Raw genomic sequence first — 19,910 nt, 5'->3', positions numbered from 1 at the left:
AGTCCGCGTGCCCGCGGAAACCCAAGCGGCGCAGCGGCGCGGGCTACAAAGTCCGCGCTACAGCAGCCCGCTCATCTCCTCCAATATTGCCTCCCAGTTTTCCAGATACAGCATGTGGCCCTGGCCCGGCAGCAGGTGCAGGGGGGCGCCGCCCAGTCGCTCGGCCAGATAGGGAATATTGCCCGGCCCCCACACGCCGTCGGCCTGGCCGTGCCAGAGGCGCATGGGGGCACGCACGTCCTCGATGCGGAAGCCGGGCGGGCGGCACCAGGCTTGCGCGTCATCATACACGCCCCGGCCGTGGTTGGCGAAGCCGGCCACCGCCGCATCGCGCAGCAGGGCGCGGTGCCGGTCCGTGACGCGGGCCTCGGCCGGGCGCATGCCTCGGATAAACCAGTCAATCGTGCGGTCGGGGTGGCGTTGCCATTGCTGGCTGAGCCAGAGGAAGGTGGTCCGGTTCAGCCAGGGGAAGCCGATTTGGCCCCAGCGCAGGGCCTTCCAGAGGGGAGAAAGGTGCCGGTAGGCGGCCCGCTCGCCCAGCGGTAGGCAGGTGCTGAGCAGCTGCCCGGCCGCCACCCGCTCCGGATGCCGGGCCGCCAGCGCCAGCGCGTGCACCCCGCCCACGGACCAGCCCATCACGCCCACCGGCCCGCGTATTTCCAGCGCATCGAGCATGGCCACCACGTCATCGGCAAAGGAAGGAAACGTGAGGGGCCGGTACACGCTGGACCGGCCCACGCCGGGCCGGTCGGGGGCCAGAATCTGGAGCTGCAACCGGGCCAGCAGAGCCGCATCAGCCGGCAATTCCAGCCCCGAGGAGCCGAAGCCGTGGTGAAACACCACCGCCCGGTGCGCGGGGCTGCCGTAGCGGGTGAGGCCCAGCGTACGGCCGTCGGGCAACAGGACAGTGAGCGGGGTGGGGCCGACGGCGGGGTACTCAGGCATGGCCGAAAGTACGGCCGCCGGGCCGGGTGGTTTTACTCGACAACCAGCCGGCTGGTGGCCGTGCCGCAGCGCACGAGGTAGAGGCCGGGCACGAGGCCCTGCACATCGAGCGTGGCGGTGGTGGCGCGGGCGGGCAGCTCCTGGCGGCGCACCGTGCGGCCCAAGTTATCGAGCAGGAGCAAGGGGCGAGGAGTAGCCGTTGCTTCGGGACAGCTCAGGCGCACCTGGGCGGTGGCGGGGCCCTGCCCGGTAGGGCCGTGCCCGGCAGGGTTGGGGGCCAGGGTGAAGACTTCGGCCGGCCGGGCGGCGCGGGCGGCCAGGGATAAGTTGCTGACGCGGGCCACGTAGCCGGCCTTGTTGCCGGTGCTGAGGGCCAGCTGGCCAAAGCGGGCCGAGCCATTGAACTGGCCCCCGATGGTGGCATTGCCGTTGGGTTCCAGGGCCAGGCTGGTGGCCTGGTCTTCGTTGGGGCCGCCAGCCTGCGCCGCCATCAGCCACTGCCCGGCCGCGTCGAGCCGCCCCACAAACACATCTGCGCCCCCGGCGCTGTACAGCGTGGTGCTGCCGAAGCTGGCGGAGCTGCCCCCGACGGAGCCGCTCGTACTGGCCGCGCCAAATGTGCCCGCCATCACCAGGCTGCCGGTGCCGTCCAGGGCCAGGGCCGTCACGATGTCATCGCCGGCCCCCCCCAGGCGGGTGGCCTGCGTCCAGAGGCCGGCGGGGCTGAGCTTAGCCACAAACCCGTCGGTGCCCCCCGGCGAGGTGAGCACGGTGCTGCCAAACGTGGCCGTGGGGGCCAACCAGCCGCCGAAGCGGCCGCCCACGTAGGCGTTGCCCGCCGCGTCCAGGGCCAGGGCCATCCCGGCATCGGTGCCCTGGCCGCTGGCCTGCACGGCCTGCGTCCACTGGCCCGTGGGGCTGAGGCGGGCCACGTACACATTGCTGGTGCCGGCGCTGGCCAGCAGCGGGGTTTGCCCAAACTGCATCAGCCCGAAAAAGCCGCCGGTGAGCACGGCCTCGCCGGTGGGCATGAGGCGGAGGGCCTGCACATCGGCCCCTTCCACGGTGCCGGTGCCGATGCCCAACAGGGCCTGCGACCACTGGCCGGCGGCACTGAGGCGGGCCACAAAAACGGTGGGGCAGGAGCGCACCGTGCCGTTGATGGCCGTGAAGTTGGGCAGGCCGGTGAGGGTGGTGCCCCCGATGGTGATGGTGGCGCGGGGGGTGGGCGTGAGGCCCAGCTTGTAGAAGCTGCCCGCCAGCACGGCGTTGCCGGCGGCATCCACGGCCAGGGCACTGGGCCGGCAGTAGTCGCTGCCCGGCAGCAGGAAGGCCTGCGTCCACTGCCCGGCGGCGTTCAGGCGGGCCACGAAGCCGTCCTGCCGGCCCACCGAGGTAAGCGTGATGCTGCCAAAGGTGGACGGTTCGGAGATGGCGACGGTGTTGTTCGTGGCCCGCGGCAGGTAGCCCGCCACGGTCACCGTGCCGGCCGCGTCCACGCCCATGTCCAGCAGCACATCGCCCGAGGGGCCGCCGCCGCTCACGGCCTGCACCCACTGGCCGGCGGGGCTCAGGCGGGCCACAAATACGTCGCTGCCCAGCGTGGTGCCCGCACCGGTCAGGGTGAACGGGCCCAGCGTGAGCGTGCCCCGAAAGGTGCCCGCCACCACGGTGGTGCCGTTGGCCTCCACCACGGTTTTGGCCACGATGGGCTCCAGGGAGCTGACATTGCTCTGGTTGGCCTGGCTGACCCATTGCCAGTTGGGCTGCTGCGCCCGGGCCGTGCCGGCCAGCAACAGCAGCAGCCACAGCGCCCGCAGGCGGAGGGTAAAAGGTAGCATCATTGGAAAGGAATGTTATCGGGTTAAAGAAGGCGCGAACCGGCGGTTCATCAACCGGCGTGCTATTCACCTGAAAAGATTACTCCACCACCAGCCGGCTGGTGGCCGTGCCGCAGCGCACGAGGTAGAGGCCGGGCACGAGGCCCTGCACATCGAGCGTGGCGGTGGTGGCGCGGGCGGGCAACTCCTGGCGGCGCACCGTGCGGCCCAAGTTATCGAGCAGCAGCACGGGGCGCGGGGCGGCGGTGGCCTCGGGCCAGGCCAGGCGCACCTGGGCAGGGCCGTGCCCGGTAGGGTTGGGGGCCAGGGTAAAGATTTCGGCCGGCAGGGCGGCGCGGGTGGCGGTGGCCAGGCCCGCGAGGCGGGCCACGAAGGCCGACGAGTTGGGGGAATTTCCGCTCAGGGTGAGGGGGGCAAAACGGGCCGCGCCGGTGATGGCCCCGGCCACCGTCACGTCGCCGTTCGGGGCCAGGGTGGTGGCCAGGGCATAGTCATCGAGCTGGCCGCCGGCCGCCACGGCCTGCGTCCACTGGCCGGCCGTACTGAGCCGGGCCACGAACAAATCCTGCCGCCCGGCACTGGCCAGGGTCGTATTGCCAAAGCTGATGGGGTGGCCCATCGGCGGGGGAGTGGGGGTCGAGTCGAGGCCGAAATAGCCGACCACCGTGGCAGTGCCGGCCGCATCTACCGCCACAGACCGGGGCACATCGCTGCCGGGGCCGCCGGCCTGCACGGCCTGGAACCATTGCCCCGTGGGGCTGAGGCGGGCCACAAACACATCGGACCCGCCGGCCCCGGTGAGCGTGGTGCTCCCGATGCCGACCGTGCCGCCCGGGGCGGTGGTGGTGATGATGCCGGCCACCACCACGTTGCCGGCCGCATCCAGGGCCAGGGCCTGGCCCTGGTCGCTGGTCGGGCCACCAGCCCGGACGGCCTGGGTCCACTGCCCGGCGGCGTTCAGGCGGGCCACAAACACATCGGCCCCGCCCGTACCCGCATTGACGAGGATAAATGGATTCGGGGCCTCGATGCGCATGTTGCCGTAGAACCAGCCCGTGACCACGATGCCATTGGCGGCATCCACGGCCACGGCCCCCACCGACGTGTTGTTGGTGGGCGCGGCACCCCCCGCCTGCACGGCCTGCGTCCACTGGCCCGCCGCGCTGAGCCGGGCCACGAAAACGTCCTGCGAACTGCCGGACGTGAGGGTGGTGGTGCCAATGGTCAGCACATTGGTAAAAGTGCCGGCCACCACGGCCTGGCCCTGGCCATCCAGGGCCAGAGCCTGCGCCTGGATGATGCCCCCGGTGCCCAGGCGCAGGGCCTGCGTCCAGGCACCCGCCGGGCTGAGGCGCGCCACAAAGGCATCGACGAAGCCCCCGCCGCCGGTGAGCACGGTGGAGCCGAAGGTGGCGGAAGCCAGTGGCTGGCCCACGCCGTAGTTGGTGAAATGGCCGATGATGGTGACCGTGCCCGTGGCGTCCACGGCCAGGCCCGTGATGCTGTCGTCATCGGGCCCGCCGGCCCGCACGGCCTGCGTCCATTGGCCGGTCGGACTGAGCCGGGCCACGAACACATCGTAGCGGCCCGCACTGACCAGCGTGGTGGTGCCCAGCGTGAGCGTGCCCGTGAAGGAGCCGCCTACTATCGTATTGCCGCCGGCATCGGCCACCATGGCCGTGGCATAAGACGTGGCATTGGCGGAGGCCACGCCCTGGCTGGCCCACTGCCAGGTGGGCTGCTGCGCCCAGGCCGGCCCAGCCAGCAGCAATAGAAACAACAGCGCCCGCAGGCGCAGGGTAAAGGTTTTCATAAACAAGCGTGGAAAGGAAGGTGGAATTTTTTCAAAGGTAGCCCGGCGGGTGGGGGCTTGGCAGAGCTCTGCCGAGGGGTACAGGCCAGCCCGGACCCCTCGGCAGAGCTCTTTTTAGGGGTCCGGGCGCGGCCGGCCGCCTCGGCAGAGCTCTGCCAAGCCCTCCGGCCGCGCCCGGACCCCTAAAAAGAGCTCTGCCCGGCACTCCGGTCGTGGCCGGGGCATCGGGCAGAGCTCTGCCGAGGGGTCCGGACTCGGCCGGACTACAAAACAGAGAATGTTTTCTCGTTCCTGTGCAATTTAGCTGGCCGGATGGGCTGGGGCGGGCAATGCGGGCAGGTTGCCATCGGCCGCCGCCCCCACGGTGTTGGGGAAGGGGAAGAAGCTGTAGGCCACCTCAGGGTTTTCGAAGTACTCGTGCAGCCGCCCGGTGTAGGCGCGGTAGAGGCCGAGGCACACCTTGAGCTCTTCGGCATCGACGGCGGCGCTGCCTTCCTGGCGGGTGGCGTGGTCGGTGACGCGGCCTTCCAGCGCATCTCTCAACAGCTTGAACTGGGTTTCGGCTTCTTTGGTGTCCACCTTGGTTTGGTTGCTATAGGTGGTGCCAATGCGGTCGAGGTAGTACCTGGCGCGCTTCAGAATGTTGGTGTAATCGGCCTGATACAACGCATCCATGCCGCCGGGAAAAATATCGATGCGCTCGGCCTGGTTGCGGTCCGGGAACGCCGGAAACACCTTGGTGGTGTTGGTGAGCTTGGCCCAGGCCAGAAAGTTTTTCACGGCCGTGCGCAGCGTGGCCGCCGTGGCCGACTTGCCCTGCTCGCCGCGCTGCCCGTGGGCGGTGCGCAGGCCCTCCACCAGGGGCGCGAGGTAGGCAATATCGTCGGCGTGGGCGGCGGCATCGCGGTTCAGGTTGGCCAGCACGGTATCGGCGAAGGCCAGAAACTCGTCGTCGCTCAGGGCGGCGCACAGGGGGATGAAGAAATTGTGGAAGTAGGTTTTGTGGGTCATCCGAAGTTGGGAGAAAAGATGATGAAAAAGGAATTTGTGGGGCCAAGGTAGGGGAAAATAACAGTTAGCCTACCCCCGGAACGTCATGCTGAGCGGAGCGCAGCGGAGTCGAAGCATCTCTACCGCGCAACTAATCTGTTTACTGCTGCGGTAGAGATGCTTCGACTCCGCTGCGCTCCGCTCAGCATGACGGTTTTGCATCGTCCCAATCCGCCCCCACTTCTCCCTTTCCATTCCTCTTTCGCCCTCTTCCCCATGATAGTCAACTCCACGCCCGCCGGCTGGCAAATCATCTACCAGCAGGCCCACGCCCTGCTGGCCGCGCAGCTCGCCTGGCACTGGCCGCCCACGCTGCCGCCCGATAAGTGGGTGGGCCTGCTGGCCGCCATCGCGCAGCACGACGACGAGCAGGCCGCCTGGCGCGGCCACGGCGGCCACCACGGCCTCACCGCCGCCGGTGCCCCCGCCAACTTCACCCAAAAAGCATTCTCGATGGAGCAGGCCGCCGGCGTGCTGGCCGCCGCCCGCTTCCAGGGGCGCTGGCGCAGCCTCCTCACCAGCCTGCACCTAAGCTGCCTCTACGAACACCTGCGCGGCCAGCGCAAGGAAATCGACGGCTTTCTCGATGACCTCAAAGCCCGCCAGCAGCAGTGGCAAAAAGAACTCAAGGCTTCTCGCAAAGAAGCCGCCCAGGCCTACGCCCTGCTGCACTGGTGCGACCGCCTCTCCCTCATCCTCTGCCGCCACGAAATCCCGGAAATGGGCCGCGCCGTCGAAATCCATCGCGGGCCGGACGGCACCACCCACACCCTGGCCCAGCCCGCCGGCCCCGGCGGCCCGGTCATCATCACCCCCTGGCCGTTTCAGGCCAAGGAAATCGAAGTGAGCGTGGAGGCCAGCGTGCTCACCCAGCTTCAATATAAAGACGATGCCGAGCTGGCCGCCGCCCTGCGCGCCGCCCCGGTCGAGACGCTGCGCTGGACGCTGGCGTGCCCGTAGCGCGGACTAAAAGTTGGCGCTACGGTCCCCGCCGCGCCAACGCTGGCCCGGCCCGGCCGTACTAGCAAGCGCACTCCCGCTTTTCGGCATTCCCCTTTCCAGTTCTGCATGGCTACGCACTACAAGTTTTCTGATGTTCTCGCCGTCCTCAAATCCTCGGCGGGCGAGTTCAGCAACAACAACTCCTTCCGGCACGCGGCGGCGCTGTCGTACTACACCATTTTCTCCCTGCCGCCGCTGCTGCTCATCGTCATCACCGTGGCCAGCGCCGCGTATGGCGGCGAGGCCCTCACGGGCCAGATATACGGGCAGCTGAAGGGCCTGGTGGGGCCGGATTCGGCCAAATTCCTGCAGGACAGCATTGCCAAGTTCACCCTGCAGCAGCGCGGGCCGGTGGCCACGGCCATCGGGGTGGGCACGCTGGTGTTCGCGGCCACCACCTTCTTCGTCACCCTCCAGGAAAGCATCAACGACATCTGGAACCTGAAGGTGAAAACCACCGGCATCGGCATCGGGGCGTTTCTCAAGCAGCGGTTCCTCTCGTTTGGGCTGATTCTGAGCGTGGCCCTGCTGCTGCTCATCTCCTTCGTGGTGAGCGCCGTGCTCAGCGCCTTCACCGGCTGGCTGTCGCGCCAGATTCCCGAAGCCGGGGTCATTGCCATCAAGCTGGTCGATTTTACGCTCTCGCTGGGCATCACCACGCTGCTGTTTGCGCTCATCTACCGCTTCCTGCCCGATGCCATCATCCGCTGGCGCGACGTGGGCGTGGGGGCCTTCATCACGGCGCTGTTGTTCGTGATTGGTAAGTTTCTCATCGCCTTCTACATCGCCAAGTCCGACCCCGGCTCGGCTTTCGGGGCGGCGGGCTCGGCCATCGTGCTGCTGCTGTGGGTCAATTATTCGTCGCTCATCATCTTCTTTGGGGCCGAGTTCACCCAGGAGTTTGCCGATGCCTTCGGCCAGAAAGTGCAGCCCAAAGCCCACGCCGTGCGCGTGCGCCTGGAGGAAGTGGCCCCCGGCGAGTCGGACGAGGAACGGGCCACCGGCCGCCCCCGCAGCACCGGCAAGTGGAAGTCCTGAGCGCCCCTGCCGCTGTCGCCAAGCCACAAAAAAGCCCGCCCAGCTATGCCGGACGGGCTTTTCAACTTTCGGGCGTGAACCCCGCAGTGTGTTCTTAGAACGCGATGCCGAACGTGATGCCCGTGCGAATGCCGAAGCCCTTGAAGGTGCCGGCATCGAGCGTGCCCGTGTTGGAGCCGTTGCTCTTGTAAGTCACCGAGCCGCCGTTGTACGACGGGCCCAGGAACGTATCGAGCGAGAAGCGCTGCTTGAAAATCCACTGGTGGCCGATAAGCACCCCGCCCCCGAACGTGTCGAGCGACGCTTCGTCGGTTTGCGATTGGTAGGTGCCGCTGCCGCTGCCCGTGTACACGTAGCTGTCGTGGGTGTCTTTCAGCGTCAGGTTCTGGTAGCGCAGGAAAGGCGCTACGTAGAAGCCCTGCATGGCCTCTTTGCTTTCCGACAGGTAGAAGCGGTACTCCGGCGTGATGGCGAAGCCCGTAATTTTCGTGTCATTAATGCTCCAGTTCGTGAACAGGGCCCCCAGCTGAATGCTGCTGTTGGGGTTCAGCTTGTGCTCAAAGAAGAACGAGCCCGTTTTCACGATGGGGCTCAGGATGTTCACTTTGATGTTGTTGGTTTGGGCCGAAGCCGAGCCGGCTGCCAGGAGCAGGCCGGATGCAAGTAGTAGCTTTCTCATGCAATTGTAGAAAAAAGTGGAAAAACGGTATCCGACAAAGGTATACTGCTGCATTCGAATAGTCACTACTTAAAAGGCAAGGCCGAATTAAAAAGCAATGCCGAAGGTGGCTCCGCCCCGGAAATCGTAGCTGTTGTTGTTGAGGTAGCCCACAAAATCGCCCTTCCGGGGCGTGTAGCCCGGCTGGTTCGACGAGGTGCTGGTGAACGTGTAGCCGGGGCCGGTGAAAATATCCAGCGAAAAGCGCTTTTTGAAAATCCAGTGCCGGCCCACCACCACGCCCAGCCCGAAGGCCGAAAGCGAGGATTCATACTTCTGGTTGTAGCCGCCGCCGTTGTTGTTGGCGATGTAGCTGGTGCCGGTCTGGCTCAAGTACTGGTAGCGCAGGTAGGGGGCCACGTAGAAGCCCTCCAGCGCCGGGTGCTTCTCGGAGAGGTAGAGGCGGTACTCCGGCGTGATGGCGAAGCCCGAGGTGCTGCGCCCGTCGTAATAGCCGTTCGGGTTGAAGCTGTAGTTGCCATCTTCCTGATAGCCAAAAGTGCCCGACAGGCCCACCTGCACGCTGCTCGACTCGCTGAGCTTGTGCTCGAACGACAGGGCCAGGGTGTTGATGATGGGCTGAAAGATGTCAACCTTCACGGCGTTATCCTGGGCGTGGGCGGCCCCGGCCATGAGCAGCAGGGCGGGCAGGAGTAGGGTTTTTTTCATGGGATTTGAAGGAAAGAAAATGAGGGAGGAAAGAAAACAGGAGATACAAAACTACGGCCGCGCGCACATGATGCCGACGGCTGCGGCAGGGTTGCACAAGTGCGAAAAAGCAAATGCCCCGGCTCAACTTCTGAGCCGGGGCATTTATTGTGGGTGGCGGGGTAGGCAGTGCCGGCAGCCTACGCGGCCGTCTTCTCCTCCTTCACGGCCAGTTGCCCGCAGGCCGCGTCGATGTCCTTGCCGCGCGAGCGGCGGATGTTGGTTTGCACGCCGCGGTCGGCCAGGTACTTGTGGAAGGCGGTGATTTTGTCGGCCTCCGCGTTCTGGTAGTCGGCGTTTTCGATGGGGTTGTACTCGATGAGGTTGATTTTGCAGGGCAGCCACTTCGAGATTTTGAGGAGGTGCTCGGCATCGTCCAGCCCGTCGTTGAAACCGTCGAATACGATGTACTCATACGTGACTTTGCGGCCGGTTTTCTGGTGGTAATACTGGAGGGCTTCCTTGAGCGCGGCCAAGGAGTTGGCCTCGTTGATGGGCATGATTTCGTTGCGCTTGGCATCGGTGGGGGCGTGCAGCGAGAGGGCCAGGTTGGCCTTCACGTCGTCATCGGCCAGCTTTTTAATCATCTTGGCAATGCCGGCCGTGCTGATGGTGATGCGGCGTGGGGCCATGTTCAGGCCATCGGGCGCGGTAATGCGGCGCACGCTTTCCACCACGTTGGCGTAGTTGAGCAGCGGCTCGCCCATGCCCATGTACACGATGTTGGTGAGCGGCGTGCCGTACTGGCTTTCGCACTGCTCCCGAATGCGCACCACCTGGTCGTAAATCTCGGCCGCGTCGAGGTTGCGCTTGCGGTCCATGTAGCCCGTGGCGCAAAACTTACACGTGAGCGAGCAGCCCACCTGGCTCGAAATGCAGGCCGTCATGCGCGTATCGTGCGGGATGAGTACGCCTTCCACAATGTTGCCATCGTAGAGCTTAAAGGCCGATTTGATGGTGCCGTCGTTGCTGAGCTGCTTGTTCTGCACCGTCACGCCGTTGATGACGAAGTGCTGGTCCAGCAGCTCGCGGGTGGCCACCGAGATGTTGTTCATCTCCTCAAACGTGGCAGCGGTGTTCTTCCACAGCCACTCGGTTACCTGCTTGGCACGGAAGGGCTTCTCGCCGTGCTCCACCATAAAGGCCTTGAGCTCGTCGGGCGAGGTTTTGCGGATATCACGCTTTTTAGCAATGGGGGCGAGGGGCAATTCTAGCAGCATAGTGCAAAGATACAAGCGAGTAGGGCGATGGGTTCCCGGGGGCGGTGAGTTTGCCTCCGGCTGTTTGGCATTGCGCGTTCAACGGCCCCGGTGACTCGCCCGATATTCCCGCAAGCCATCCGATGGCCCCGCAAGTCATCCGATGACTCCGGTAAGGCGTCCGATGGTCCCGCAAGTCATCCGATGGCTCCGGTAAGGCGTCCGATGGTCCCGGTAGCTCGTCCGACGGCTCCGCAAGTCATCCGATGGCTCCGGATGACTGTCCGATGGCCCCGGAAGGCTATCCGATGGTGCCGCAAGTCATCCGATGGTGCCGGTAGCGCATCCGACGGGCCTGGCGCCCGGTAGCGCTACTGCAATTGCGCGGCCAGCTCCGGCGGCAGCGGCCGCAGCTTGCGCAGGTTGTAATCGAAGCAGAGCATACCGGTTTTGGCGCGGGCCACTTCCTTGCCAGCCTGATTGTGGACGTGGTAGACCACGTCGAAGCCATATTTATTGAGGTCGTTGCCGGCCATCTGGATGCGCAGCACGTCGCCGTGGAAGGCCTCGGCCTTGTATTCCACGGCCACATCCACCATGATGAGGCCGAGCTTGGTGACGGCATCGTAGTCGTTGGGCAGGCCGATGGAGCGCAGGAAATGCACCCGCGCCTCGTGCAGCAGGCCCAGCAGGGCATCGTTGCCGAGATGCCCGCCGTAGTTGAGGTCGGTGATGCGGACCGGGATTTCGGTGGCGAAGGAGAAGGTATCGGGCAGGGCTACTTTTACGCGGGGCATTTTTTCACTGAAGAATTAGGAATGAAGAAGGAAGAATTCCCTGACGAGCCAAAGGTAGAAGTGCGCGTGACGGCCGACGGCTCGCCTACGCTCTTTGTGCCGGCCCTGAACGAGCATTACCACTCGCAGCACGGGGCGCGGCAGGAGTCGGCGCATGTATTTATCGAGGCGGGCCTACGTCCTCTGTTAGAAGCAGGCATGGGCCAAGCGCAACCGCTACGCTTGCTCGAAGTGGGCCTGGGCACCGGCCTCAACGCCCTGCTGACGCTGGAAGCCGCACAAGCGGCCGGCGCGGCTGTGGCCTATGATGGTTTTGAAACCTATCCACTGCCGGCCGAAACCGTCGCTGTGCTGGCTTCGCAGTGGCAAGATGAACCGATGCTGGCTACGGCATTTGCCCGAATGCACACCATGCCCTGGGGCTTGCCGCTTATGATAGCGCCGGAATTTTCACTGGCCAAAGTGCAGAAGCCCATTCAAGCCGTTGCCCTGCCAGCTAATCATTACGACCTCATCTACTTCGATGCCTTCGCTCCCGAAAAACAGCCCGAGCTGTGGACAGAAGATATTTTTCATAACCTCTACTATACCGCCGCGCCCGGCGCGGTGCTGGTGAGCTACTGCGCCCAGGGCCAGTTCCGGCGCAACCTGCGCGCCGCCGGCTGGCTGACGGAGAAGCTGCCCGGCCCCCCCGGCAAGCGCGAGATGACGCGGGCGTGGAAGGAGTAGGGGAGGAGGGTAGGAAGGGTGAGTTGCACGTCATGCAGAGCGCAGCGAAGCATCTTTACCGCGTAAGTAATTCAATCAATTGGGTTAGTATTGAGGTAAAGATGCTTCGCTGCGCTCTGCATGACGTTCTTTAGCTTTTCCCTCTGCTAACTCACCAATTCACCGTTTTGTCCCGCAAATTTCTCGATATCGAAAGCCCCGGCTGGGTCACCGATGGCCTCATCAGCGAGGCGCAGCGGCAGCAGCTGCTGGCCCGCTACCCCCAGCAAGCGCCTGCCCTGGGCCTGCTCCCCATCCTGGGCAGCGTGCTGGTGGGCCTGAGCGGCCTGAGCGTGGTAGCGGCCAACTGGCAGGGCCTGCCGGCCGCCCTGCGGCTCGCGCTGCTGCTGGGCAGCTTGGTGGGCAGCTACGCCGCCGGCAGCTACTTCCTGCGGCGCGGCAACCCCGACTTGGGCCACGGCCTCATCGGGCTGGGGCTGATTTTGTTCGGGGCCAGCATCATCCTCACCAGCCAGCTTTACCAGCTGGTGGGCTACGATGCCAGCGGCCTGCTGGCCTGGGTGATAGCCGGCGGGGCTTTGAGCTACGTGTACGGCTCGCGGCTGCTGGTGCTGCTCACGGTGCTCATCGGGGCGGCGGTGCAGACGTACTGCGTCGAGTCGCTGGGGATTTTCAGCTACGTCACGGCCTGGCTGGTGGTGGGCGGCATGGGCTACTACTGGTGGCGGCGGCCCGATACCGTGAGCGCCACCGTGCTGGCCGTGGGCTTGTTGTGGCAGGCGGGGCTGTTCATCATTGTGCAGCATTCCAAAATCACCTGGTTTTTCGTGCCCGCCATGCTCATCTACGCGGCCGGCGACTGGCAGCCCAACCGCGCCGGCGGGCGGGCCTTGCAGGTGCCGTCGCTGGTGGCGGCGTATCTGTTCATGTTCGGGCTGGCCATTTTTGGCGAAGCCGATGCTTATGCCAACATCCTGCGCCCGCCGCTGCTGCCCTACCTGGGGGCGCTGGCGGCGGTGCTGGCCGTGTCGGTGGCCGGCAAGCGGGCGCGGGGCCGCCTCGCCACGTTGCCCGAGTGGCTGCTGCTGCTGCCGGGGTTTTACCTCTCGGGCGGGCTGTCGTTGGCCGTGGCCACGCTGGTGGTGCTGTATGCCCACGCCGGCTCGGTGCTGGCCCGCGCCAACCGCGACCACGACCCCGAGCAACTCACCATCGGTGCGGTGCTGTTTGTGGCCGCCACGGCAGTGGCCTACTTCAAGCTCACCTGGGGCTTTATGGATAAGTCGCTGTTTTTCCTGCTTGGCGGCGTCCTGCTGCTGGCCCTGAGCTGGTACCTGCGTCGCCGTAATGCTCAGGTGCTGGCTGCCGCTGCACCGCCGGTAGCCCAGCAGGCTGGCACGCCGCCGCTTCCAGCTGCCGCATCCGAAGCCTCCGAGCCAACTCCTAATTCATAATTCAACATTCATAATTATCGAATGACGGACCTGCTCTCCTGGTTTTCCGCCCCGGCGCGCCGCCGCCCGCTGCTGCGGGCGCTGGTGGCCGCGCAGGTGCTCTACGTGCTGGGCGTGGCCGGCGCGGGCTACGCCACCACGGCCCTGGGCCAGCGGATAATCCTGGCCACCACGCCCCTCGACCCCAAGGATTTGCTCTACGGCGACTTCGTGCGTCTGCACTACGCCATCAGCGACAATCCGCTGAGCCGCTGGCACGGCGAGGGCGCGCCCACCCGCCGCCAGGCCGTGTTCGTGCTGCTGGCTCCCGGCCCCGACAGCCTCAGCACCGCCGTGGGCGTGTACCCCCAGGCGCCCACGCCCGGCGCGGGCCAGGCGGTATTGCGCGGCTGGGTCACGGATGTGTACCGGGGCTCGTTTGCCCTGCGCTTCAACCTGGAGCGCTACTACGTGCCCGAAGGCAGCGGCCTGCGCCTCGAAAAAGCCGGCCGCCTGCACCCGCTGCGGGTGCGCGTCAGCATCGCGCCGTGGGGCCAGGCCCGCATCACGGGCGTGGATGCGGCGTTGAAGTAGCCGGAATGGATGAAGCAAAAAAGCCCGGTGTGCTGAGCACGCCGGGCTTTTTTGCTTTGCAAAAGTTTTGCTCCGCTATTGAATGCGGTAGGTAACAGGCACGGTAAACGATACGCTCACCTCGCGGCCATTTTGCTTGCCGGGGATGAATTTGGGCAGCGTTTTGATTGCTCGCATGGTTTCCTCATCCAGCCCGGAACCCAGGCCTCTCACCACTTTCACGTCTGTCACATCGCCTTTGGGGTCCACGGTGAAGCTCACGAATACCTTGCCTTCAACCCCGTTTTGCAGGGCCTTGGCCGGGTAGCGCACCGACTTCTGAATAGCGGCTACGATGGCGGCCTGGCCCCCACCGCCGGGCAACTCAGGCATTTGCTCCACCGACACGTAAATTTTTGTGTCCACTACGCCGTCGGTGGCAGCTGGGCGCTCTACCTCTTCCAGTGGCGCAATGTCGACAGCAGTAACGCCTTCCGTGGTAACGGCCGCTACCGTTGCCGTGGCTAAGGCTTGTTGCTCAGGCACCTCTTCCGTCACGCGGTCATCAGGCGCTACCACGGGCGGCGTAAATCGAATGGTAGCTACGTGGATTGGTTGGGCCGGCGGGGCCACCGGCGGCGCGATAGGCGGGGGAGGCAGCACCTTCGGGTCGAGCGGCGGGGCAATAGGGTCTGCCGTGAAGGGGTGCGTCTGCACTTCCACTACGTCCTCCTTCAGCAGTTGCGCCAGCAGCGGAAACACCAGCAGCAACGCCAGCATGGCCGTGGCGATAATCAAGGCCCGCGTCATGTGGCGCTGGTAGAGGGCACGGAGCTCGTAGGCCCCGTAGTGGCGGTTGCGACCATCGAACACGATGTCGTCGAGGCTGGCCGTGGCCAGCTGGGCATTGTTCATCATAATGTGGCGGTTTTGAGAAGGGTTAAGTCATCCTGAGTAATCTTGACCAAGGCGTATTTTGGCTGATGCACGATGTTCATCTCGTCGAGCACGTCAATCATGTCCTGGTATTTCGAGTCGGCCGAGGGCTTGATGAGCACCACCAGGCCCGGCTGTTGCCGCATGCGGGCGATTAGCGCCGGGCGCAGGCCATCGGGGGCGAACGAGGTGGTCTTCAGCTCGGGCACGGCGGCGGTTTTGTCCTGCGGCGCATTCAGCCCGAAGAAATAGTGCACCCGGTGGTTTTTGCCCAGAATGATGGTCATGGACCGCGAGGGGGCTACCGACGTGGGCTCCGTGCTCTTCACCGGCATATTCAGGTCCATCGCGAAGGGCTTGGCGAAGGTGGTGGTGAGCATGAAGAAGGTGAGGAGCAGAAACGCCAGGTCCACCATCGGGGTCATGTCGATGCGGGTCGACATCTTCTTCGCTCGTCGTTTGCCCGGCTTCGCGGAGCCGGCGGATTGCTGCTGGATTTCGGCCATGGGTTCTGTCCTGAAAAGGTGAAAGATACCCGAGCAACGCAGCGCGTTATAGCCTTATTGTGAGAATATTATGAATAATAATTTATTCTCAACCCCTATACTAAATAGCTTAACAGTACGTTTTCACTAGATGCCTCAAAACCGCCACACCCCGCCCGGCGTGATATAGGCCGTGAGCGGCACATCGGTGGGCAGCACGTCGGCAATGGCGGCCACGGGCGCATCGTCCAGCACATTCAGACCGATGAACTGCGTGCCCGGCCGGCATTGGGCCAGAAACCGGTCATAAAAGCCGCCGCCGTAGCCCACGCGGTGGCCAGCGCAGTCCACCGCCAGCAGCGGCACCAGCACAGCATCGAAAGCGGCAGCGGGCACTTCTGTTTCGGCAGTAGCGGCGGGCTCAGGGATGCCCCAGCGGTTGGTAAGTAGCGGCGTGGCCGGTGTCAATTCATAGTGACGCAGCGAGATGCCGTCGGCCTGTACCACGGGCGCGGCTAGGCGCACCGCCAGTTCCTCAGCCCAGATTCGATGAATAATCGGCCAAGTGTCCGGCTCATTCCGTTTGGCCAGCGGCAGAAACAGATGTAGCCAGCGCCACTGCGCCACCGAGAACTGGTGGAATAACTGGTCGCAAAGCTGCTGGCTACGCTGCGCGATTTCGGCAGGTGGCAGGGCCTGGCGGCGGGCGAGGGTGGCGCGGCGCAGAGTGGCTTTATCCTGCATCGTAGCGTGGACCTACTCCTCCTCCAGCACCGTGAACTCCAGCGCCAGCGGCTCAAACGCCTCAATCAGCTGCTCGATGAAGCCGGGATTGTTTATCAGAATGCTGAGCACGTTTTCGCTGCGCTCCTGCAAGCCGCCGCCGGGAAACAGCTTGTCCTTGAGCGCGGCCAGCTGGGTGTAGGCGGTTTCGTGCTTCATTTCGGCGGCTTTGCTCAGGCGCTTTTCGAGGCCGGCGAGGCCGGCGGCGGCTTTCTGCGCTTCGGCGGCCACGGTTTTCACCAGCGTGGGGTCGAGGCGCTGGGCCAGGTCCTGCACCTGCTGGAACGATGCAGCCAGGGCCTGCTGCTGCTCTTTCAGGCTGATTTCTTCCTGGCCCAGGGCCGCGCCTACCTGCTTCTTCAGCTCCGGCAGCGGCCGGAAAATCTCGTGCGTAGTCAGGCCCAGCTTTTTCAGCTTGCCCGCGTTGGCCCGGCTGATGTACTCGGCCGAGTTACGTGGCAGCACGATGGGGAAAGGCACGCCGAACGCCGCAAACACGTCCTTCAATTGAAACCAGTACGCCACCTCAGCCCCGCCGCCGATGTAGACCAAGTTCGGCAGCAGGATTTCCTGATACACCGGGCGCAGCACCACGTTGGGACTGAACTGTTCGGGGTGCGCCTTCGCCAAGGCCAGTAGTTCGGCCTGGCTGTGGCATTTCGCGGTGTTGCGAATGGTAACTTCCACGCAGTCGGCTCCGCTGGCGTCGGGTTCCAGGCGTTCGCGCTTGCCCTCGTCGGTGATGAAAAACAGGTTTACGGGCCGCGAATACACCTGCGGCTTGTAACCGGCGGCGGTCAGGCGGGCGTTGGTGGCCTGCACGGCGGCGTTGGAGGCGTGCGTTCCGATTTCTTTCTCCAGCAGCGGCACCAGGGCCTGTTTCAGGGCCGGGCGGTCGGCATCCAGCGTCACCAGACCGAACTCACCGAAGAGGGAATCGGCCAGCTTGCGGGTGGCTTCGGCCAGGGTTTTCGATTCGGAATAGGCCTTGTGGAAGGCGGCTGGTACCTCGGGCGGCAGCTGGCTTAGCAGCTGCTCGCTGAGGCCGTCGAGGGGCAGGCGGCCCACCGGGCCGCCGGTGCCGGCCGCGTCCCAGGCGTAGGTTTTGCCGAAGAGTGAGAAGTGGTTGATTTCGGCAAAATCATGGTCCTCCGTGGCCATCCAGTGCACCGGCACGAAATCATACTGCGGGTATTTCGCCTTCAATTCCCGGCTCAGCTTGATGGCCGACACGATTTTATAAATGAAATACAGCGGCCCCGTAAGCAGGTTGAGCTGGTGCCCGGTAGTCACGGTGAAGGTGGTGGGCTCGGCCAGCAGGAGCAGGCTGTTTTCGATGGCCGGCTCCGGGTCGGGGGCAAAGCCGTATTGGTCGCGCAGGGCCGCTACCAGCCGCTTGCGGGCTTCGGGCGAGTAGGCGGCTTTCTTTTCTTCAATTTGGGCGGCGAAGTTTTCGAGAGCCGGAAAGCGGTTGTAAAACGGGGCCAGGGCCGGGTTTTGGGCAATGTAATCGGTCAGCAGGCCCGAGAAAGCGCCGGTTTCGGCGTAGGGCAGCGTGGTACAACGAGTAGGCATGGGGGAAATACGAGCAAGGCCGGGTTCGGTATGAACCCTGGCCAATGGCAAAAGTCCGCACAAAACCCGGCCCCGGCCGAAAAGTTAAATCTTACGCTTATTCAGCCGCCCAAAACCGCATTTCGAGCGAGAGGCGCGTTTCATCCTCGTTCAAATTCACGGCCCCGCCGTGCAGCAGGTAGGGCGAGAAAAGCAGCACTTCCTCCGGCCCCGGGTTGGGGCGCAGCAGGTGCAGCGGCTGGGCCGAGGCCACCACGCCGGGCACGCTGTATTGCGCACCGTTGTACACGGCCCCGGCGTGGGTGCGCGTCAGCTGGTCCTCGGGCCACCAGTGCGAGCCGGGCAGCAGCGCCAGCGACGAATCGGCGGTGCTGCCCGCCAGCGGGAAATAGATATTGATGCCGTTACGCAGCCGGTCAATCCACACGTCGCGGTGCAACGGGTTGTTATCGGAGCGCCGGGGCCGCACGATGCGCAAGTGGAACTGCGCCCGGCCGAGGGCCGGGTTGTGGGCGCTGATGGGCCGGCCGCACAACTCCGCCACCCGCGCTTCGAGGGCGGCCACCGGCAGGGGCAGCCACGCCAGTGGGCAGGTGGTGGTTTGCTGCACCACGGCCAGGTGGCGGGCATCGTCGTCGCCAACCAGCCGGTGGTAATCCGTCACGGGCCAGTCGGCCGCGATGTCAAAGCCCGCGCCGCGCACGGCCGTGCGTATCACCTCAATCAGGCCTTCGCGCAGGGTCGCGTTTTCGGCCGGCGTGAGCCAGGGAGCTACCGTGTAGCCGGCTGCTGCCCAGGGCTGCGTGGCCGTGAGGTCGGTATCATTGGCCAGCAGGATTTCGGCCGCGCCGGGGCTGGCAGGGCCTTCCACATGGTATTCGATATCATGCTGGTTGAGACGAGCTTTCATGCGGAAATCTGTCGCGTCTTTATACCAAGTGGCCGTATAGGTCGAAATCCGAGGCCGAGTCAATCTTCACATTTGCAAAATCGCCCAAGCGCACAAACGTGTCCTTTTCCACCGCTACCAGCACTTCGTTGTCCACCTCCGGCGAATCAAATTCCGTGCGGCCCACGAAATGGCCGCTTTCCTTGCGGTCGAACAGCACCTTGTAGGTCTGGCCCACGCGGGCTTCGTTCAGCTCCATCGAAATGCCCTGCTGCAATTCCATGATGGCATCGGCGCGCTCCTGCTTCAGCTCTGCCGGTACGTCGTCCACCAGGGTGTGCGAGTGCGTGTTTTCCTCGTGCGAGTAGGTGAAAATACCCAGGCGCTCAAAGCGGGTCTCCTCCACGAAATCATACATCTCTTGGAAGTCCTTTTCCGTCTCGCCGGGGTGGCCGGCGATGAGCGTGGTACGCAGCGCAATGCCCGGTACGCGCTGCCGAATGGTATCGACCAGCTCAATGGTGCGGCGTTTGGTGATGCCCCGGCGCATGCTTTTTAGCATGGCATCGGAGCCGTGCTGCAAGGGCATATCCAGGTATTTGCAGATGTTTTCGCGCTCGGCCATCACATCCAGCGCATCCAGCGGAAACTGCGACGGGTAGGCGTATTGCAGACGAATCCAGTCGATGCCGTTCACGTCCGACAGGTTGCGGAGCAAATCGGCCAGCTTGCGCTCGCCGTAGGCTTCCAGGCCATAATACGTCAAATCCTGGGCAATGAGAATCAACTCCTTGGTGCCCATGCTGGCGAGGCGCTTGGCCTCCTTCACCAGGTCCTCAATCTTGCGGTCGACGTGCTTGCCGCGCATCAGCGGGATGGCGCAGAACGAGCAGGGGCGGTTGCAGCCCTCCGCAATTTTGAAGTAGGCGTAGTGCTTGGGCGTCGTAATCAGACGCTCGCCGATGAGCTCGTGCTTGTAGTCGGCGTTCAGCACCTTTAGCATCTGCGGCAGCTCCAGGGTGCCGAAATAGGCATCTACCTGCGGAATTTCCACCTCCAGCTCGTCCTTGTAGCGCTGCGAGAGGCAGCCCGTCACGTACAGTTTATCCAGCCGGCCGGCCTCCTTCTCATCCGCGTAGCGCAGAATGGTGTCGATGCTTTCCTGCTTGGCGTTATCAATAAAGCCGCAGGTGTTGATAATGACGATGTTGGCGTCGGACTTCTCGGCCTCGTGGGTCACGTCGAAGTCGTTGGCCTGGAGCTGGCCCATCAAAACTTCGCTGTCCACGATGTTCTTCGAGCAGCCGAGGGTGATGACGTTTACTTTATTGGTGGTCTGATTTCTAACCTTCATGAATCACAGAATTATCGGAACCTACCTGCTGAGATAGGTTGC

Annotated in this window: 19 protein-coding genes; 5 read left to right on the top strand and 14 right to left on the bottom strand. The window is 64.4% G+C overall.

Annotated features, from left to right (window positions below; genetic code table 11):
- Window positions 1-57: 57 nt before the first annotated feature.
- The 4 genes from ACYU70_RS16195 to ACYU70_RS16180 form a co-directional block, all read right to left on the bottom strand.
- Window positions 58-945: an alpha/beta fold hydrolase gene (locus ACYU70_RS16195; RefSeq protein ID WP_342295118.1), complete on the bottom strand. Its 888-nt coding sequence runs from the start codon at window positions 943-945 to the stop codon at window positions 58-60.
- A 32-nt stretch (window positions 946-977) separates the two neighbouring features.
- Window positions 978-2,789, bottom strand: a complete 1,812-nt coding sequence (locus ACYU70_RS16190; RefSeq protein WP_342295119.1) for a hypothetical protein — start codon at window positions 2,787-2,789, stop codon at window positions 978-980.
- Window positions 2,790-2,865: 76 nt separating this feature from the next.
- Entirely contained in the window at window positions 2,866-4,599 is a 1,734-nt protein-coding gene (locus tag ACYU70_RS16185; RefSeq protein WP_342295121.1) for a hypothetical protein, read from the bottom strand.
- A gap of 300 nt (window positions 4,600-4,899) precedes the next feature.
- Entirely contained in the window at window positions 4,900-5,610 is a 711-nt protein-coding gene (locus ACYU70_RS16180; RefSeq protein WP_342295123.1) for a hypothetical protein, read from the bottom strand.
- A 255-nt stretch (window positions 5,611-5,865) separates the two neighbouring features.
- Here ACYU70_RS16180 and ACYU70_RS16175 point away from each other — a divergent pair, with 255 nt between their 5' ends.
- Both ACYU70_RS16175 and ACYU70_RS16170 read left to right on the top strand, forming a co-directional pair.
- Window positions 5,866-6,609: a DUF3891 family protein gene (locus ACYU70_RS16175; protein ID WP_342295125.1), complete on the top strand. Its 744-nt coding sequence runs from the start codon at window positions 5,866-5,868 to the stop codon at window positions 6,607-6,609.
- Window positions 6,610-6,717: 108 nt separating this feature from the next.
- On the top strand, window positions 6,718-7,689 hold the full coding sequence (locus ACYU70_RS16170) for a YihY/virulence factor BrkB family protein (protein WP_342295127.1): 972 nt from the start codon (window positions 6,718-6,720) through the stop codon (window positions 7,687-7,689).
- A gap of 94 nt (window positions 7,690-7,783) precedes the next feature.
- Here ACYU70_RS16170 and ACYU70_RS16165 read toward each other — a convergent pair whose 3' ends face one another.
- The 4 genes from ACYU70_RS16165 to ACYU70_RS16150 form a co-directional block, all read right to left on the bottom strand.
- Window positions 7,784-8,368 (bottom strand): DUF3575 domain-containing protein, encoded by a 585-nt coding sequence (locus tag ACYU70_RS16165; RefSeq protein WP_342295129.1) that lies wholly within the window; start codon window positions 8,366-8,368, stop codon window positions 7,784-7,786.
- A gap of 87 nt (window positions 8,369-8,455) precedes the next feature.
- Window positions 8,456-9,076 (bottom strand): DUF3575 domain-containing protein, encoded by a 621-nt coding sequence (locus ACYU70_RS16160; RefSeq protein ID WP_342295131.1) that lies wholly within the window; start codon window positions 9,074-9,076, stop codon window positions 8,456-8,458.
- A gap of 179 nt (window positions 9,077-9,255) precedes the next feature.
- Window positions 9,256-10,335, bottom strand: a complete 1,080-nt coding sequence (rlmN, locus tag ACYU70_RS16155) for a dual-specificity RNA methyltransferase RlmN (RefSeq protein ID WP_342295133.1) — start codon at window positions 10,333-10,335, stop codon at window positions 9,256-9,258.
- Between the two features lie 350 nt (window positions 10,336-10,685).
- Window positions 10,686-11,111: a thioesterase family protein gene (locus tag ACYU70_RS16150; protein WP_342295135.1), complete on the bottom strand. Its 426-nt coding sequence runs from the start codon at window positions 11,109-11,111 to the stop codon at window positions 10,686-10,688.
- 21 nt (window positions 11,112-11,132) lie between these two features.
- Between ACYU70_RS16150 and mnmC2 the strand changes: the two genes are divergently transcribed.
- The 3 genes from mnmC2 to ACYU70_RS16135 all read left to right on the top strand — a co-directional run bounded on the left by mnmC2 (window position 11,133) and on the right by ACYU70_RS16135 (window position 13,867).
- Window positions 11,133-11,840, top strand: a complete 708-nt coding sequence (mnmC2, locus tag ACYU70_RS16145; protein WP_342295136.1) for a tRNA (5-methylaminomethyl-2-thiouridine)(34)-methyltransferase MnmC2 — start codon at window positions 11,133-11,135, stop codon at window positions 11,838-11,840.
- Between the two features lie 167 nt (window positions 11,841-12,007).
- On the top strand, window positions 12,008-13,294 hold the full coding sequence (locus tag ACYU70_RS16140; protein WP_342295139.1) for a DUF2157 domain-containing protein: 1,287 nt from the start codon (window positions 12,008-12,010) through the stop codon (window positions 13,292-13,294).
- Window positions 13,295-13,315: 21 nt separating this feature from the next.
- The gene (locus tag ACYU70_RS16135) at window positions 13,316-13,867 is read left to right on the top strand and encodes a GDYXXLXY domain-containing protein (protein WP_342295141.1); all 552 of its coding nucleotides are present in this window, start codon (window positions 13,316-13,318) and stop codon (window positions 13,865-13,867) included.
- Between the two features lie 75 nt (window positions 13,868-13,942).
- On the opposite strand, the gene ACYU70_RS16130 is transcribed toward ACYU70_RS16135, so the two are convergent.
- From ACYU70_RS16130 to rimO, 6 genes are all read right to left on the bottom strand, one after another.
- Window positions 13,943-14,764 carry an energy transducer TonB gene (locus tag ACYU70_RS16130; protein ID WP_342295144.1) on the bottom strand — a complete coding sequence of 274 codons (822 nt, stop codon included), beginning with the start codon at window positions 14,762-14,764 and terminating at the stop codon, window positions 13,943-13,945.
- Window positions 14,761-15,288, bottom strand: coding sequence for an ExbD/TolR family protein (locus ACYU70_RS16125; RefSeq protein WP_342295147.1), 528 nt, complete (start codon window positions 15,286-15,288; stop codon window positions 14,761-14,763). The genes ACYU70_RS16130 and ACYU70_RS16125 overlap by 4 nt, the downstream gene beginning before the upstream one ends.
- A 135-nt stretch (window positions 15,289-15,423) precedes the next feature.
- Entirely contained in the window at window positions 15,424-16,011 is a 588-nt protein-coding gene (locus ACYU70_RS16120) for a 5-formyltetrahydrofolate cyclo-ligase (protein WP_342295149.1), read from the bottom strand.
- A 12-nt stretch (window positions 16,012-16,023) separates the two neighbouring features.
- A complete protein-coding gene (gene bshC, locus ACYU70_RS16115) occupies window positions 16,024-17,625 on the bottom strand; it encodes a bacillithiol biosynthesis cysteine-adding enzyme BshC (RefSeq protein WP_342295151.1) in 1,602 nt (533 codons plus the stop codon).
- Between the two features lie 97 nt (window positions 17,626-17,722).
- The gene (locus ACYU70_RS16110; protein ID WP_342295152.1) at window positions 17,723-18,535 is read right to left on the bottom strand and encodes a phytanoyl-CoA dioxygenase family protein; all 813 of its coding nucleotides are present in this window, start codon (window positions 18,533-18,535) and stop codon (window positions 17,723-17,725) included.
- A gap of 19 nt (window positions 18,536-18,554) precedes the next feature.
- Window positions 18,555-19,868 carry a 30S ribosomal protein S12 methylthiotransferase RimO gene (gene rimO, locus ACYU70_RS16105; protein ID WP_342295153.1) on the bottom strand — a complete coding sequence of 438 codons (1,314 nt, stop codon included), beginning with the start codon at window positions 19,866-19,868 and terminating at the stop codon, window positions 18,555-18,557.
- Window positions 19,869-19,910 lie beyond the last annotated feature (42 nt).

It is taken from the genome of Hymenobacter segetis, from assembly GCF_054776495.1.
This window is presented reverse-complemented; position numbering and strand designations above follow the sequence as displayed.

Excerpts from the sequence above, each read along its gene's own strand:
- ACYU70_RS16195 (WP_342295118.1), bottom strand. The coding sequence starts at position 945 with ATGCCTGAGTACCCCGCCGTCGGCCCCACCCCGCTCACTGTCCTGTTG.
- ACYU70_RS16190 (WP_342295119.1), bottom strand. The coding sequence starts at position 2,789 with ATGATGCTACCTTTTACCCTCCGCCTGCGGGCGCTGTGGCTGCTGCTG.
- ACYU70_RS16185 (WP_342295121.1), bottom strand. The coding sequence starts at position 4,599 with ATGAAAACCTTTACCCTGCGCCTGCGGGCGCTGTTGTTTCTATTGCTG.
- ACYU70_RS16180 (WP_342295123.1), bottom strand. The coding sequence starts at position 5,610 with ATGACCCACAAAACCTACTTCCACAATTTCTTCATCCCCCTGTGCGCC.
- ACYU70_RS16175 (WP_342295125.1), top strand. The coding sequence starts at position 5,866 with ATGATAGTCAACTCCACGCCCGCCGGCTGGCAAATCATCTACCAGCAG.
- ACYU70_RS16170 (WP_342295127.1), top strand. The coding sequence starts at position 6,718 with ATGGCTACGCACTACAAGTTTTCTGATGTTCTCGCCGTCCTCAAATCC.
- ACYU70_RS16165 (WP_342295129.1), bottom strand. The coding sequence starts at position 8,368 with ATGAGAAAGCTACTACTTGCATCCGGCCTGCTCCTGGCAGCCGGCTCG.
- ACYU70_RS16160 (WP_342295131.1), bottom strand. The coding sequence starts at position 9,076 with ATGAAAAAAACCCTACTCCTGCCCGCCCTGCTGCTCATGGCCGGGGCC.
- rlmN (WP_342295133.1), bottom strand. The coding sequence starts at position 10,335 with ATGCTGCTAGAATTGCCCCTCGCCCCCATTGCTAAAAAGCGTGATATC.
- ACYU70_RS16150 (WP_342295135.1), bottom strand. The coding sequence starts at position 11,111 with ATGCCCCGCGTAAAAGTAGCCCTGCCCGATACCTTCTCCTTCGCCACC.
- mnmC2 (WP_342295136.1), top strand. The coding sequence starts at position 11,133 with ATGAAGAAGGAAGAATTCCCTGACGAGCCAAAGGTAGAAGTGCGCGTG.
- ACYU70_RS16135 (WP_342295141.1), top strand. The coding sequence starts at position 13,316 with ATGACGGACCTGCTCTCCTGGTTTTCCGCCCCGGCGCGCCGCCGCCCG.
- ACYU70_RS16130 (WP_342295144.1), bottom strand. The coding sequence starts at position 14,764 with ATGATGAACAATGCCCAGCTGGCCACGGCCAGCCTCGACGACATCGTG.
- ACYU70_RS16125 (WP_342295147.1), bottom strand. The coding sequence starts at position 15,288 with ATGGCCGAAATCCAGCAGCAATCCGCCGGCTCCGCGAAGCCGGGCAAA.
- ACYU70_RS16120 (WP_342295149.1), bottom strand. The coding sequence starts at position 16,011 with ATGCAGGATAAAGCCACTCTGCGCCGCGCCACCCTCGCCCGCCGCCAG.
- bshC (WP_342295151.1), bottom strand. The coding sequence starts at position 17,625 with ATGCCTACTCGTTGTACCACGCTGCCCTACGCCGAAACCGGCGCTTTC.
- ACYU70_RS16110 (WP_342295152.1), bottom strand. The coding sequence starts at position 18,535 with ATGAAAGCTCGTCTCAACCAGCATGATATCGAATACCATGTGGAAGGC.
- rimO (WP_342295153.1), bottom strand. The coding sequence starts at position 19,868 with ATGAAGGTTAGAAATCAGACCACCAATAAAGTAAACGTCATCACCCTC.